Here is a 14,782-nt window from a genome sequence, read left to right as displayed (position 1 = left end):
GGAGGGCGGCGTGGTCTCTCTGTTCATGCCAACTGTGACACGCGACGGCGTGACGATCGATTACGCCGTCGACGGGGACCCGGCGGGGCCGACGGTACTACTGCTCGAAGGGCTCGGGTACGGCCGGTGGATGTGGCGGTGGCTCACCGACGCGCTGGCCGACGACTACGAGGTTCTCAGGCCGGACAACCGCGGCACCGGCGACTCGGACGTGCCGGACGGCCCCTACACCGCGTCCGAGATGGCGGCGGACGCGAGCGCGGTCCTCGACGACCACGGGATCGACGCGGTCCACGTCTGCGGCGCGTCGATGGGCGGGATGATCGCGCAGGAGCTCGCGCTGGCCGACGACCGGGTCGCCTCGCTGACGCTACTGTGTACCTCTCCGGGCGGGGATGACGCGGCGCAGACGCCCCCGGAGGTCCAAGAGCACATCTTCTCCCCTCCGGAAGATGTCGGTCCGCGGGAGCGGATTCGGTACCTGATGGAGCCGGCCGTCTCCGAGGGGTTCTACGAGCGCGAACCGGACCTCGTCGACCGCATCGTCGACTGGCGGCTGGCCGGCGACGCGACGCCGACGGGCCGGGAGGCGCAGGCGGGCGCGGTGGCGGCGTTCGACGCGACCGACCGGCTCGGCGAACTAAGCGTGCCGACGCTCGTCCTCCACGGCACGGCGGACCGCGTTCTCCCGGTCGAGAACGCCGCGCTGCTCGCCGAGCACCTCCCGCATGCGACGGTCGAGCGGATCGAGGACGGGCCGCACCTCTTCTTCATCGAGGAGCGCGAGCGCGTCAACGACCGCGTCCGGACGTTCCTCGGCGAGGTCGCCTGAGATGGCGACCGAGAACGACCCGCGGGCCGACGGCCGCGACGACGGTTCCGACGCCGAATCCGACCGGCGACCGCACCCGCACGGCGACCGCGGCTACGAGTGGGTGGGATCGCTGTCCGCCCGGCGCGCCGAGCTCTCCCCGGATCGCGTCGCCGTCACCGACACCGCGGCGAACGCCGAGTACACCTACGCCGAGTTGGACGAACGCGCCAACCGGACCGCGCGGTTCCTCCGGGACGCCGGAGTGGAGGCCGGCGATCGGGTCGCCGTCGTCTCGCGGAACCGCGTCGAACTGGTCGACCTGTTCTTCGCGACGGGCAAGGTCGGTGCCGTGTTGGCGCCCCTCTCCCATCGACTCGCGGAGCGCGACCTCGCCGCCGTGTTGGGGACCGCCGGTCCCGAGTTGCTCCTCGTCGAGACGCCGTTCGAGGGCGACGTCGTCGACGCGTTGGAGCGGGCCGACGTGGAGCCGGCGGTCCGAGCGATCCCGACGGACGGCGACGACGCGTGGCGGCCGTACACCCAGGACCTCCCCGCGGACGGTTCGCCCGTCGAGACCGCGGACGTCTCGCTAGCCGACCCGCACCTCCTCTTACACACCGGGGGCTCGACGGGGACGCCGAAAGAGACCGTGATCAGCCACGGCGCGATCCGGTGGAACGCGTTCAACACGATCACCGCGTGGGGGCTCCGCGCGGACGACGTGACGCCGATGGTGTTCCCGATGTTCCACACCGGCGGGTGGAACGTCATCACGCTGCCGGTCTTCCAGATTGGCGGTCGCATCCTGTTGAGTCCCGAGGTCGACCCGGAGCGGGTCCTGCGCGACATCGAGCGCGAGTCCGCGACGACGCTCGTCGCGGTCCCCGCGGTGTTGCGGATGATGGCTCGCCACGACGACTGGGACGACACCGACCTCTCCTCGCTCCGGTTCGTGAAGAGCGGCGGCGGCCCCTGCCGCGAGAGCGTCATCGCGGCGTGGCGCGACCGCGGCGTGGAGATATCACAGGGGTACGGACTCACCGAGTGCGGGCCGAACAACTTCGCGATGCCCGACGACTTCCCGCCGGAGAAGACCGGCAGCGTCGGCGTCCCGGCGCTCGCGGTCGACGCGCGCGTCGTCGACGCGGACGGCCCCGTTCCCGACGGGGCGGTCGGCGAACTCGAACTCGCGGGCCCGGCAGCGGCCGACCGCTACTGGAACGAGCCCGAAGAGACGGCGGCGACCTTCGGCGACTGGGTGTCGACCGGCGACCTCGCGCGCGTCGACGAGGACGGCTACTACCACATCGAGGGGCGCAAGAAGAACATGTTCGTCTCCGGCGGCGAGAACGTCTACCCGCCCCGCGTCGAGGACGCGCTCACCGATCACCCCGATATCGAGGAGGCGGTCGTGATCGGCGTCCCGAGCGAGCGGTGGGGGACGGTCGGGAAGGCGATCCTCGTCGGCGACGAGTCGCTCACGCTCGACGAGGTCGAGTCGCACCTCGCCTCGCGCGTCGCCCGCTACGCGGTCCCGAAGCAGCTGGCGTTCGTCGACGAGATGCCCACCTCGGGGCCCTCGAAGATCGACCGCACGGCGCTGAAAACGCGGTTCGGCGAGTAGGCGAGGGCCCGCGAAACCGCCCGACTCCTGACGAACGAAGGCGGGAATCGGTCGCCGCGGTCCGGGGGGATGCCCCCGAGACGCCGTTATTCCACGGTCGCGTTAAGTTTGGCGTGAATTGTGGTAGACGGCGAAGGCTTCGAGCCAGTTTTGAGCTGTCTCTAACGCGACATTGCTGAAACTATTCGCAAACGATGATGTTCGGCGTTCTATTTCCCAAAAGACACGTTCGATGACATTCCGATTTCCATGTTGAATGACTTGAAATCGATAGCCGTCTTCAGCGAGAACTGATCCGAGATAGTCTGCGTCATCGACGAGAAATTCCACGCTATCGAGCTGATAGCGCCGGTGGAGCTCGGTGAGAAACCATCGCGTCGTCTGTTTATTTGCGGTCGGATAGAGACTCACGTGAAGGATCGCGTTCGTCTGCGGATCAACCGCGCCGTACAGCCAGAACTGCTGGCCGTGGAGGCGGATCATCTTTTCGTCAACCGCGAGTTGATCCTCGGAGACGGTCGAGATCGGCTGTAGTTCGGCCTTATGAACCCAGTTATGGATCGCGACGTGACTCCGCTTGATCCCAAACAGTTCAAGATGCTTACTTACCTCTCGCAGTGACATACCGGCCAAGTGACAGCGGATCCCTACTTCAATCGCCCATCGCGGCGTTCGATCTCGCTCCACAAACGACAAGTCTATCCACGCGATACGTTCGCTGAGGCGCTCGGTTTCGGCCATAGACACTCTGAAGTCGAGCGCCTCATCCTCTAACTTAACGCGACGTATTCCACAGGAACAACCATTATATACGCACAGAATAAGGAGGGGGCATGCTCGACGTCACGATGGATATGGAGCAGTTCGACTGCCCGTTCATCGACACCTCCGCCGACCACGACGTCTCCTTCTCGGCCATGCACTGGCAGTTGGACACGGCCGCCGAGCAGTTGGAGACGCGGCTGCTCGTGGAGTCGCCGGACCGGTACGAGCTCGGCGAGGGGCTCTCCGCCCTTCGCGACCACGAGAACATGGCCGAGTACCGCCTGTTCTCCAAGAAGGACGGGACCGCCGTCATCCGCACCGTCATCGAGGAGACGAACGCCATGTCGACGATAACCGACCACGGCGGCTACATCACCGGCCCGTTCCGGATCGCCGACGGCTCCGAGCGCTGGCAGGTCGGGTTCGACGACGAGGAGACGACGGAGGACGCGCTCCACGAACTGGAGAAGGGCAACGAGTTCGTCGTCGAGGACCGGTCGCAGCTCTCGATGGAGGCGCTGTTCGACACGATGCGGAACGCGAACGCGGCGTCGACGATGCTGGACGCGTGCCGCGACCTGACCGACGTGGAGCGCGACACCATCGAGACGGCGGCCGACGCCGGCTACTTCGAGTCCCCCCGGGAGGCGACCCTGTCGACGCTGGCCGACGAGTTCGACGTCTCCACCGCGGCCGTCTCGAAGAACATGCGCCGCGGCGAGAAGAAGCTGCTCCGGAGCGTCGTCGCCGCGCTGGAGCGGCTGGAGTGACGCGGCGAGCGATCTTCCGTCGCCGAGCCGGAATGTGAGGATTCAGCGGCGAACGCCGGCCTGATCCGGAACTTTCGCGTGGCTTGTTAACATCTTAACTCGGCCCTTCATTGTGGTGGTCGTTCTCAGTTCATGTATGCGAGACGACCACACACGGCGATCGTACCTGCGACGAACCAGCGCCGCGGTCGGCGCGGCCGGACTCACCGGGCTCGCCGGCTGTTCCGGCGGCGGAGACGGGGGAGACGGAGAAGACGGCGGAGACGGATCGGACGGCGGAGACGGATCGGACGGCTCCGATGGGTCGGACGGCGGCGACGGCGGCGACCTCTCCGGCGAGACGGTCCGGATCGGGGCGCTCCAACCGACCTCCGGCGACCTCCAGTACTACGGACAGATCAGCCTTCGCGGGTTCTACTCAGGGCTGGCGTACAAACACGACCTCGACCCGATCCAGGGGGCCACGCCGGGGACGTACACGGTCGAACCCGACGGCGGCCCGACCTACGAGATCATCGTCAAGGACACCGGCTTCAGTCCAGACACGGCACAGAGCGTCGCGACCGACCTCGTATTAGAAGAAGATATCGACGTCCTGTTCGGAGGCACTTCCTCCGACAGCGCGCGCCGCCTCATCGACACCGTCGTCGACGAGACGGACGTGCCCTACCTGATCGGCCCCGCGGCCGACGCCGGCATCACGGTGAGCGACGAGTTCTGTCACCCGATGGCGTTCCGCGCGAGCGAACACACCGCGATGGACGCGCGGGCGGGCGGCACGTACGTCGCCGAGAACTTCGACATCGACACGGTCGCGGTGTTCGCGTCCGACAACGCGTTCGGGCAGAGCGTCGCGAGCAACTACACCGAGGTCTTAGAGAGCCAGGGCGTCGACGTCCTCGAACCGCGGTTCGTCCAGGTCGGCTACTCGGAGTTCGACGGGCTCTTCGAACAGGCGATCTCGGACGGCGCGACGGGCGTCGTCGGCGGCTTCACGGCGTCGACGCTGCCCCAGTTCCTCACCTCGGCCATCTCCTACGACGTCCAGGTGTTCGGCGGGTTCGCCGCCCTGCTGACGACGAAGCTCATCGGCGGGACCATCCAGTCTGCGCTGGGCGAGGGCTTCACCGAGCAGGACATCAAGGACGCCGGTCTCGGACCGTTCACCAGCCGCTACCACTGGAACCAGTACGAGAACCCGATCAACGAGGAGTTCCGGCAGATGCACATCGACGCGTACGGCATCGTTCCGGACCTGTTCAGCTCCGGCACCTTCACCGCCGCCTCGGCGCTCTCGCAGGCCGTCTCGGAGTCGAGGTCCACGGAGGGAGGCGACATCGCCGACGCGCTGCGCGGGATGACCGTCACGGACACGCCGAAGGGCGCGGACGGGTACACGTTCCAAGAGCACAACAACCAGGCGGCCTCGCAGATGACGGTCGCGTGGCCGGTGCCGACGAGCGACGAGTACGCCGACACCTGGGACGCGCCGATCATGCCCGGTGAGCCCCTCGAACGGCTCGACGCCGAGGACGTGATGGTCCCCGAAGCGGACGCCAGCTGCTCGCTGTAATGCTGCTGGAGACCGAGGGGCTCACGAAGCGCTTCGGCGGCATCACCGCCGTCGACGGCGTCGACTTCGCGCTTGAGGCCGGCGAGCTCTGCTCGATCATCGGTCCGAACGGCGCGGGGAAGACGACGTTCTTCAACCTGCTCACGGGCGTGTTGGAGCCCTCCGACGGACGCATCCGGTTCGATCCGCCGAGCGGCGGCGGGGGCCCGGACGGCGGAGCGACGGACGGGACCGGCTCGGCGCTCGACATCACCGCGGCCTCGCCGAACGAGACGGCGCTCGCGGGGATCCACCGGTCGTACCAGATCACGAACCTGTTCCCGACGCTGACGGTGCTGGAGAACGTTCGGATCGCCGCCCAGGCCGGCCGCGGCAACGACTCGTGGAAGCTGTGGCGCAACGTCACCGAGTTCGACGACCACTACGCGGAGGCGACCGCGATCCTCGAACGTATCGGCTTGGCGGGGACGGGAGAGACCGTCACGCAGAACCTGAGCCACGGCGAGAAGCGCAGCCTCGAGATCGGCGTCGCGCTCGCCGGGGACCCGGACCTCCTCCTCCTCGACGAGCCGACCGCCGGCGTGTCGAGCGACGGGGTCGACGAGGTCGTCGCCCTGATCGAGGACGTGGCCGAGGACCACTCGGTGATGCTCATCGAACACAACATGGAGGTGGTGATGGACATCTCCGACCGGATCGCCGTGCTTCACCGCGGAGCGCTGATCGCCGACGGACCGCCCGAAGACGTTCGCGGCGACGAGGCCGTCCAGGAGGCGTACCTCGGCGGGTACGGCCGCGAGGGATCGGCCGACGAGCGCGCGTCGGGAGCCGCGGACGCGGACGAGACCGGCGACGCCGCCGCCGACGGGGGACGACGCGTACGTAGGGGTGAAAAGCGGTGACGATGCTCGAACTCGACGGGGTCCACACCTACTACGGCGAGAGCCATATCCTCCAAGGCCTCTCCCTGTCGGTCGACGAGGGCGAGATCGTCGCCCTGGTCGGGCGGAACGGAGTGGGCAAGACGACGACGCTCCGGACCGCGCTCGGACTGACGCCGCCCCGCGAGGGGACGGTCCGGTTCGACGGCGAGGACGTGACGGGGATGGAACCACACGAGATCGCCGCCCGCGGGATGGGCTGGGTGCCCGAGGAGCGGCGCGTGTTCTCACACCTCACCGTAGAGGAGAACCTCCGCATCGCAGCGCACTCGGCGACCGATACCGGCGCCCGGATCGCCGAGGCCTACGACCTGTTCCCGGCGCTCGAACGCTTCAGCGACAAGGACGCGGGCGACCTGAGCGGCGGGCAACAGCAGATGCTCGCCATCGCCCGCGGCATGCTCGGCGACAACGACCTCCTCTTGGTCGACGAGCCGAGCGAGGGGCTCGCGCCGCAGATCGTCGAGGACGTGGTCGAGGCGCTGCGGGCGGCCTCCGCCGAGACGACGATGGTCCTAGTCGAGCAGAACTTCCGACTGGCGATGGATCTGGCCGACCGGTTCTACCTCGTCGACCACGGCGTCGTCGTCGAGGAGGGGGACACCGAGGGCGTCACGAGCGACGACGAGCGCGTCCGGAGGTACCTCACCGCATGATCCTCGAATCGCTCGCCCCCGTCCTCGCGCAGGTCGCACCGCTCGTCGACCCGAGCGTCCCGCTCGCGACCGGCGGCGCGGTCGGCGGGCTCCAGACGGCGGCCCGCGTGCTGGTCGAGGGTATCGGGAAGGCGGCGGTGTACTTCACCATCGCCGTCGGGCTGACGCTCGTCTTCGGACTGATGGGCGTGCTCAACTTCGCGCACGGAGCGATCGCGATGGTCGGCGCGTACCTCGGCGGACTCGTCTTGGTCCTCGTCGTCGGGGCGAACACCGGGTCGCTCGCCACCATCCTCGTGTTCTTCGTCGCGATGGCGCTCGTGTTCGCGATCACCACCGCGGCCGGCAGCGCGATGGAGGTCGGGCTGATCCGACCGATCTACGACCGCACGCCGACCTACCAGATACTGCTGACGTTCGGCGTCTCGCTCATCATCGAGGAGTTCGCTCGGATCGTCTTGACGCTCCGCGGGATCCAGCCGAACCCGCAGTGGCAGGCGCCGATGGGCACCACGCCGGACGTGCTCCTCGGCCGGACGGAGCTGCTCGGGATCGGCGTCAGGCGACTGTACCTCTTCGAGGTCGCGATCGGCGCGGTCGTCGCGGTCGCGGTCTGGGCGTTCCTGACGAAGACGCTGTACGGGCTCTACATCCGCGCCGGCAGCGAGGACACCGAGATGGTCCAGGCGCTCGGCATCGACGTGCGGCAGGCCTTCACCGTCGTGTTCGGCGTCGGGACCGGCCTCGCCGCGGTCGGCGGCGTCCTGCTGATGTGGGACCCGATCTGGGGGCCGAGCGTCCTGTTGAGCATCGACGTGCTGCTGTACGCGTTCGTGGTCGTCATCATCGGGGGGCTCGGGAGCTTCACCGGGACGCTCGTCGCGGCGGGGATCGTCGGGATCGCCGACTCGGTGACGACGTGGCTGTTCACCACCGGGATCGTCACCTTTCCCGGCCTCTCCGAGGTGACCATCTTCCTCCTGCTCGTGGTGATGCTCATCATCCGCCCGCAAGGGCTCTACGGCGTCGAAGAGGTGGGTGGCCATTAGTGACCCCGACTCCGCCGCCGGGGAGAACGCCGACCCCGAGGCGAGCGCCGACCCCGAGGCGAGCGCCGACCCCGAGGCGAGCGCCGGCACGCAAACGAGCGCCGACGCCGGATCCCACCGCGACGCGCCCGGCCTCCGCGAGTACCTCCGGGACCACGTCGTTCACGCGGGCGTCATACTCGGCTTCCTGGTGTACCCGCTGATTTACGAGGCGCTGCTCGCGACCCCGGCCGCGCCGTTCGCCGAGGCGTTCCTCCCGGCGATCACGTTCATGATCGTCGTGTTGTACATGGGGTTGTTCGCGATGAGCTTCGACTTCATCAGCGGCTACACGGGGTACCTCTCCTTCGGTCACGCCGCCTTCTTCGGCACCGGCGCGTACTTCGTCGTGCTCGCCGCGAACGGGCAGGTGCCGGGCGTCCCCGGTGGGACCCCGTTCATGATCACCCTGCTCCTCGGCGCCGTGTTGGCCGGGGTGCTCGCGCTCGTCATCGGGTCGGTGTCCTTCCGGCTCACGGGCGTCTACTTCGCGATGATCACCCTCGGATTCTCGCAGGTGATCTACGAGCTGATCCGGTCGTGGGGGTACGTCTCGACGAACCCGACGGAGGGCGCGACCGTCAGCGGCGACGCGCTCGCGATCGGCGTCCCCTTCGTCGACGCGCTCAGCCTCGAGGTCGGACGGCTCACGGGCGAGAGCGTCGAGAACCTGCTGGGACTCGGAATCGACCTGTCGACGACGGTGGTCTCGTACTACGCGCTCGGGATCGTCGTCGTCGTCTGCTACTTCGCGATGCAGCGGATCATTCACTCGCCGTTCGGCCGCGTGATGATCGCGATCCGCGAGAACGAGGAGCGCGCCCGCGCCGTCGGCTACGCGACCTACCGGTTCAAGCTGGCCGCGTTCGCCATCAGCGGGTTCTTCGGCGCCGTCGCGGGCGGCATCTTCGCCGCCTTCTCGCGGTCGGTCGCCCCGGACGGGACGTTCTACTTCCTCGTCACGGCCGACGCGCTGATCACGACGATCGTCGGCGGGTTCGGCACCCTCGCGGGGCCGGTCTTCGGGACCCTGTTCAATCAGGGGTTAGAGGACGTGCTCTCCACCGAGAGCGGCGGGATAGCGACGCTGCTCCGCGAAGGGCTCCCGGCGAGCGTCCTCGAAGCCGACCTCTTCGGAGTCAGCGTGGAGCTGTTCGTCAACACCGCGGTGGACGGACGCGCCCCGCTGTACCTCGGGATCATCTTCGTGCTGTTCGTGCTGTTCGTCCCGAACGGCATCCTCGGGACGCTGCGCGACCGGCTCGGCGGTACCGTCGGGAAGCGGCTCCCGAAACACCTGCGACGCTACTTCCGGTAGCTCGCAGGGCCGCGGTTCGCGGTCCGAACGCACGCGGGCGGTCCGAACGCACGCGGGCGGTCCGAACGCACGCGGAAGATCTGAACGCACGCAGGCGGTCCGAACGACCCACTACATCTGAACACACGCCACATGACCGAAATCACGCGACGAGACGACTGGAACCGACCGCGACCCCGAGGGCGACGATGACCGTCGGGATCACCGGACTCGGGACGTACGTCCCGGACGAGACGATCACCGGGACCGAGATAGCCGCCGAGAGCGGCATCCCGGAGGAGGTGGTCGTCGAGAAGATGGGCGTCCGCGAGAAGCACGTCTGTCCGCCCGACGGCGACCACGCGACCGACATGTCGGTGAAGGCGGCCGAGGCCGCGCTCGCGGACGCGGACGTCGACCCGACCGACCTCGACCTCGTCTGTTACCACGGCTCGGAGTACAAAGACCACGTCGTGTGGTCGGCGGCGGCGGCGATCACCGACCGCCTCGGGGCGACGAACGCGTACGCCACGGAGAGCTACACGCTGTGTGCGGGCGCACCGATCGCGCTCCGGCAGGCGCGGGCGCAGTTGGAAGCCGAGCCGATAGACGCGGCGCTGCTCGTCGCCGCCAGCCGCGAGGAGGACCTCGTCGACTACGGCAACGAGGACAGCTCCTTCATGTTCAACTTCGGCAGCGGCGCGAGCGCGTTCGTCGTCGAGGCGGCGTCGGAGGACGAGCGGGACGGCACCGACGGCGACAACAGCAACGACCGCGGCGACGACGGCGAGACCGGCGACGGCGACCCCTTCGGCGGTCGCGCGCGGGCTATCGTCGAGTCGAGCGCGGCCGAGACCGACGGGTCGTTCGCCGACGACGTGGTGATGCCCGCCGGCGGGTCGAAGCGACCGCCCAGCGAGGAGACCGTGCGGGAAGGCCTCCACGCCCTCGACGTTCCGGACCCCGACGGGATGAAAAAGCGGCTCGGTCCCGTCTCGCTGCCGGCGTACCTCTCGGTCGCCGACGCGGCGCTCGACCGCTCCGGGTTCGACCGCGGCGACCTCGATTACGTCGCGCTCACGCACATGAAGCGGTCGTTCCACGAGCGCGTCCTCGACGAACTCGGCCTCGACCCCGCGAGCGACGGCTACTACCTCGACGAGTACGGGCACGTCCAGAGCGTCGACCAAGCGCTGGCGCTGTCGCGCGGCGTCGAGACCGACCGCCTCGAACCCGGCGACCTCGTCTGCCTCCTCGCGGCCGGTACCGGGTACACCTGGTCCGCGACCGTCCTCCGCTGGCGGGGATAGCGGCCGCGGCCGAGCGCGGCGCGACCGGCTACGAGGACTCGTGCGGCACCGACAGCACCGTCGCCTCGCCGGAGAGGACGCGTTCGTCGCGCTCCGGGACGGTCGCGGTCGTCTCGACCGCGAGCCGGTCGCCGCCGAGGTCGTCGATGACGCTGACGCTCGCCTCGATCGTCTCGCCGGGGAACACCGGCTTCTCGAAGGAAATCTCCTGCGCGAGGTAGACGATGTCTCCGGAGAGCCCCGCGAGCGCGCCGGAGACGACCGCCGCCGAGAGCATTCCGTGCGCGACGCGACCGCCGAACATCGTCTCGGCGGCGTAGTCGTCGTCGAGGTGGATCGGGTTCCCGTCGCCCGAGAGCTCCGCGAACGCCTCGATCGTCTCCTCGCTCACCGATACCTCGTTGGTCGCCGTCTCGCCGACCGTCGCGACTGGCATACCGATCGGTCTCGCCGTCGGTCCCTCAACCCCGTGGTTCAACCTCGAACCCGCGCCGCCGCTCCGCGAGATCCGGGCGATCCGGTCCGATCAGTCGTCCGCCGGCGCACCCACGACGTCGGAGTCCGTGGGGTTCGCGCCGCCGTAGGCCGCGACGAGCTCGTCCAGTCGCTCGGGGTCGTCGGCGTGAGCGAGCGGTTCGCTCGCGGTCTCGCAGGCGGCGTCGACCCCCAACCGCTCGCAGACGCGGTCGGCGGTCGTCTCGGCCATCTGCCGGTAGGTGGTCAGCTTCCCGCCCACGACGCTGTAGAGCCCGGCCGCGTCGTCGCGCTCGTGGTCGAGCAGCGTGAAGCCGCGCGAGATGCCTCGTCGGTTCGAGCCGGACTCGTCGGGCGCGTAGAGGGGGCGGACGCCCCACCACGTCCGGACGGTCGGCGCGTCCGCGACGTCGGGGAGCATCGCGGCGCACTCCTCGACCGACCGCTCGACCTCCCAGTCGGCGGTCTCGTAGTCGTCGGGGTCGGAGACGGGGACGCTCGTCGTGCCCAACACGACCTCGCCGTCGTGGGGGACGACGATGTCGCCGTCGTCGGGGTCGCGACACCGGTTCAACACCGGCGCCAGCCCGTCGTACTCGACCGAGACCATCACGCCGCGGCTCGGCGCCATCCCGACCGGGACGCCCGCCATGTCGGCGATGGCGTCGGCCCACGCGCCGGTCGCGTTGACGACGACCTCCGGGGACAGCGTCGCGTCCACCGAGCCCCCGACGCGCACGGCGTCGACGGCGCCGTCAGTGACGGTCACGTCCTCGACCGGCGCGTTCGGGTGGACGGTCGCACCGTGTCGCTCCGCGTCGGCGGCGTTGGCGGCCACCAGCCGCGACGGGTAGATGACGCCGTCGGGGACCGAGAACGCCTCCGCGACCTCGTCCGCGAGCCCCGGGACGCGCTCGCGGACGGCGTCCCCGTCCAGCCGTTCCGTCTCGATCCCGATCTCCTCGCAGGCCGCGAGTTTCTCCGCGAAGTAGTCCGGGTCGTCGCCGTCGAGCCGGACGAACAGTCCGCCGGTGTCGCGGACGCAGGCGCCGGCGATCTCCTTGAGCGTGCGGCTCTCCTCGATACACTCGCTCGCGCCCTCCGGGTCGGCCTCGGCGTACCGCGCCCCGCTGTGGAGGAGGCCGTGCGAGCGGCCGGAGGTGCCGCTCCCGAGCCCGCCGCGGTCGACGAGCGTCACGTCGACCCCGCGGATCGCGAGGTCTCTGGCGACGCCCGTCCCGGTCGCTCCGCCGCCGACCACGAGGACCGTCGGGTCGTCGCTCACGCGAGCGTCACCCCGGTCGCGTCGGTGGCGTCGTTCGTCGCGAGTCGCCGTCGGCCGGAACCGATGCTAACCATGTGAACGGTACGCACTGCGATCACTTGAGACTGCCGTCGAGGCGGCCGAGAAAGGTATTTCGGAGCGGGCTACCGCCGAAATTCGTTTCGGTGGCGGCGATCAGACGGAGCGGCCGGCGTCCGCGGGACAGGTGTCGACGCCGAGCAGCGAGTACACGGGGCAGGTGTTCATCGCGGCGGTCGCCAACATGAGGAGCGCGACGACGCCCAACACGGGGGCGGCGAGGGCGGGGAGCGGCGCGGCGCCCGCGAGCGTCGCTATCGAGGCGGCACCGGCCACGGCCCCGACGAGCGTTCTGGCGCGCTTGTCCATCGAACCGACGTTTTGGTTCATACGTCACAATACGCCACACAACCGTATGAACCTTTCTGCGATTTCCTCGGTCCGACCGCGCTCGCGACGGTTTCGAACCGGCGAGTCACCCGAAGTCAACGAGTCACCCGAAGTCAACGAGTCACCCGAAGTCGGCGAGGTCCGTCTGCGTCGCCGTGGCCGCGTCGGCCTCCTCGGGGTCTCGCGCGTCGCCGTGGTCGGCAGCGATGGTGCGAGCGGCCCCCAGCCCTCCCGAGAGCGACGCTCGGCGGGCTATCTCCTCGTCGGCGAGGCGAGCGGCGGCCGCGCCGTGAACGGCGCCGTACCGGTCCCGGAACTCGCTGCGGGCCGCTTCGTAGTCGACGACCGGGTACGGGTACGCCTCGCCGATCCGGACGCCGGTCTCGCGTTGGACCGCCAGCGGCGTCTTCTCGGGCGCGTCGAGATGGGCGGCCGGGAGCGGGTCGAGTTCGGGGACCCACCGCGTGACGAACTCCCCGTCCGGGTCCTGATCGCGGACCTGCTTGCGGGGATCGTACAATCGCAGACCGGGACGACCGACCAGCCCGCACTGCGACTGCCACTGGGTGTAGTTGATCGCGGCGTCGCCGTCGATCAGGTGTTCGAAGAAGTGGTCGGCGCCGATCCGCCACGGCTGCTGGAGGACGTGGAAGTAGACGCTCGCGCAGAGCGCCCGCATCCTGAAGTTGAGCCACCCGGTCTCCCGGAGACAGCGCATGCTCGCGTCGACCATCGGGAATCCGGTCTCGCCGCGCTTCCACGCCGCGACCAGTTCGGGATCGTGGCGGTCGCGGTTGAACCCGCGGTAGACGGGATTGACGGCCTCGTCGAGCCACCCCGGCCAGTCGAGCAGCTTCTGGGTGTAGTGGCGGTTCCAGAACAGCCGCGAGACGAACATCGACTTCCCGCGGCCGTCGGGCGCGCGCTCGTCGACGTGCCGGTGGACCTCCCGGACCGAGAGGCAGCCGAACCGCAGATAGGGGGAAAGGCCGCTCGTCCCCTCCCGGGCGTCGACGGGCGAGGAGATCGATCCCGGGTAGCCGGCGATCCGCTCGGTGAACGCGTCGAGCTTCTCGCGCGCCGGACCGCGGCCACCGGTCGGGACGCGCGTCTTCGTCGAGTCGACGCCGTACGCGCCAGCGACGCGGTCGGGGTCGACCCCGGTCTCCACGCGCTCGACCGCGACGGATCGGGGGTCCCAATCGAACGGCTCGCTCGCGAACCACGACTCGACGCGATCGCTCCACCCGTCTCGGGGGCGGTCGGCGTCCCGGACGAGTCCGTCGCCCGCGACGAAGCGGACGCCGAGCTCCTCGCGAGCCCGGTCGTCGCGACGCCGTCCGTACCGGCCGGTCGCGGTCGCGCCCGCGACCACGTCCCACCCGGCGTCGACGAACCGACCCAGCACGTCGAGCGGATCGCCGTGGGCGTACGTCAGTCCCGCGCCGCCGACGTCGCGGTACTGTCGGTCGAGGTCGCGCAGGCAGTCGTGGAGGAACTCGATCCGGGCGTCACAGGCCGCGCCGCGCTCGTCGTGGAAGCCCGGGTCGAAGACGAAAACGGGCAGCACGCGGTCGGACGCCGCCGCGGCCGCCGCGAGCGCCGGATTGTCGGCGATCCGCAGGTCCGTCCGATGCCAGACGACGGTCCCCGGGCCCGTCTCCGCGGCGCCGTCGGACGGGACGGCGAGCGACCGGACCGCGGCCGCGTCGGGAGCCGTCGAGAGCGAGGCGTCGTCGGCCGGAGCCATCTCGACCGATCGTTCGGCCTCCCGGCG

Annotated in this window: 14 protein-coding genes; 9 read left to right on the top strand and 5 right to left on the bottom strand. The window is 69.4% G+C overall.

Annotation, left to right across the window (positions count from 1 at the left end; genetic code table 11):
* Positions 1–25: 25 nt before the first annotated feature.
* Together ACZ5KW_RS09785 and ACZ5KW_RS09780 are read left to right on the top strand one after the other, a co-directional pair.
* Positions 26–832 carry an alpha/beta fold hydrolase gene (locus ACZ5KW_RS09785; RefSeq protein WP_343777630.1) on the top strand — a complete coding sequence of 269 codons (807 nt, stop codon included), beginning with the start codon at positions 26–28 and terminating at the stop codon, positions 830–832.
* Between the two features lies 1 nt (position 833).
* Positions 834–2,438: an AMP-binding protein gene (locus ACZ5KW_RS09780; protein ID WP_343777628.1), complete on the top strand. Its 1,605-nt coding sequence runs from the start codon at positions 834–836 to the stop codon at positions 2,436–2,438.
* A gap of 102 nt (positions 2,439–2,540) precedes the next feature.
* Here ACZ5KW_RS09780 and ACZ5KW_RS09775 read toward each other — a convergent pair whose 3' ends face one another.
* Positions 2,541–3,179, bottom strand: a complete 639-nt coding sequence (locus tag ACZ5KW_RS09775; RefSeq protein ID WP_371153062.1) for an IS6 family transposase — start codon at positions 3,177–3,179, stop codon at positions 2,541–2,543.
* A gap of 92 nt (positions 3,180–3,271) precedes the next feature.
* Between ACZ5KW_RS09775 and ACZ5KW_RS09770 the strand changes: the two genes are divergently transcribed.
* The 7 genes from ACZ5KW_RS09770 (at position 3,272) to ACZ5KW_RS09740 (ending at position 10,838) form a co-directional block, all read left to right on the top strand.
* Positions 3,272–3,973, top strand: coding sequence for a helix-turn-helix domain-containing protein (locus ACZ5KW_RS09770; protein ID WP_343777394.1), 702 nt, complete (start codon positions 3,272–3,274; stop codon positions 3,971–3,973).
* Between the two features lie 136 nt (positions 3,974–4,109).
* Positions 4,110–5,546: an ABC transporter substrate-binding protein gene (locus ACZ5KW_RS09765; RefSeq protein ID WP_343777395.1), complete on the top strand. Its 1,437-nt coding sequence runs from the start codon at positions 4,110–4,112 to the stop codon at positions 5,544–5,546.
* Positions 5,546–6,448 carry an ABC transporter ATP-binding protein gene (locus tag ACZ5KW_RS09760; protein ID WP_343777396.1) on the top strand — a complete coding sequence of 301 codons (903 nt, stop codon included), beginning with the start codon at positions 5,546–5,548 and terminating at the stop codon, positions 6,446–6,448. Before ACZ5KW_RS09765 ends, ACZ5KW_RS09760 begins: the two co-directional genes overlap by 1 nt.
* On the top strand, positions 6,445–7,143 hold the full coding sequence (locus ACZ5KW_RS09755; RefSeq protein WP_343777398.1) for an ABC transporter ATP-binding protein: 699 nt from the start codon (positions 6,445–6,447) through the stop codon (positions 7,141–7,143). Before ACZ5KW_RS09760 ends, ACZ5KW_RS09755 begins: the two co-directional genes overlap by 4 nt.
* Positions 7,140–8,192, top strand: a complete 1,053-nt coding sequence (locus tag ACZ5KW_RS09750; protein ID WP_343777400.1) for a branched-chain amino acid ABC transporter permease — start codon at positions 7,140–7,142, stop codon at positions 8,190–8,192. Before ACZ5KW_RS09755 ends, ACZ5KW_RS09750 begins: the two co-directional genes overlap by 4 nt.
* Positions 8,182–9,549 (top strand): branched-chain amino acid ABC transporter permease, encoded by a 1,368-nt coding sequence (locus tag ACZ5KW_RS09745; protein WP_343777402.1) that lies wholly within the window; start codon positions 8,182–8,184, stop codon positions 9,547–9,549. Before ACZ5KW_RS09750 ends, ACZ5KW_RS09745 begins: the two co-directional genes overlap by 11 nt.
* Positions 9,550–9,737: 188 nt before the next feature.
* Entirely contained in the window at positions 9,738–10,838 is a 1,101-nt protein-coding gene (locus ACZ5KW_RS09740) for a 3-oxoacyl-[acyl-carrier-protein] synthase III C-terminal domain-containing protein (protein ID WP_343777404.1), read from the top strand.
* 28 nt (positions 10,839–10,866) lie between these two features.
* Here the strand turns inward: ACZ5KW_RS09740 and ACZ5KW_RS09735 are convergent, their stop codons facing one another.
* The 4 genes from ACZ5KW_RS09735 to ACZ5KW_RS09720 form a co-directional block, all read right to left on the bottom strand.
* The gene (locus ACZ5KW_RS09735) at positions 10,867–11,274 is read right to left on the bottom strand and encodes a MaoC family dehydratase (RefSeq protein ID WP_343777406.1); all 408 of its coding nucleotides are present in this window, start codon (positions 11,272–11,274) and stop codon (positions 10,867–10,869) included.
* A gap of 90 nt (positions 11,275–11,364) precedes the next feature.
* Positions 11,365–12,597 (bottom strand): FAD-dependent oxidoreductase, encoded by a 1,233-nt coding sequence (locus ACZ5KW_RS09730; RefSeq protein WP_343777408.1) that lies wholly within the window; start codon positions 12,595–12,597, stop codon positions 11,365–11,367.
* Between the two features lie 174 nt (positions 12,598–12,771).
* On the bottom strand, positions 12,772–13,005 hold the full coding sequence (locus ACZ5KW_RS09725) for a YgaP family membrane protein (protein WP_343777410.1): 234 nt from the start codon (positions 13,003–13,005) through the stop codon (positions 12,772–12,774).
* A 121-nt stretch (positions 13,006–13,126) separates the two neighbouring features.
* Positions 13,127–14,755, bottom strand: a complete 1,629-nt coding sequence (locus tag ACZ5KW_RS09720) for a deoxyribodipyrimidine photo-lyase/cryptochrome family protein (RefSeq protein WP_343777616.1) — start codon at positions 14,753–14,755, stop codon at positions 13,127–13,129.
* Positions 14,756–14,782: the final 27 nt, after the last annotated feature.

It is taken from the genome of Halorubrum ejinorense, assembly GCF_055389685.1.
Note: the sequence above shows the minus strand (reverse complement) of the source record. Positions and strands in the feature narration are given on the sequence as shown.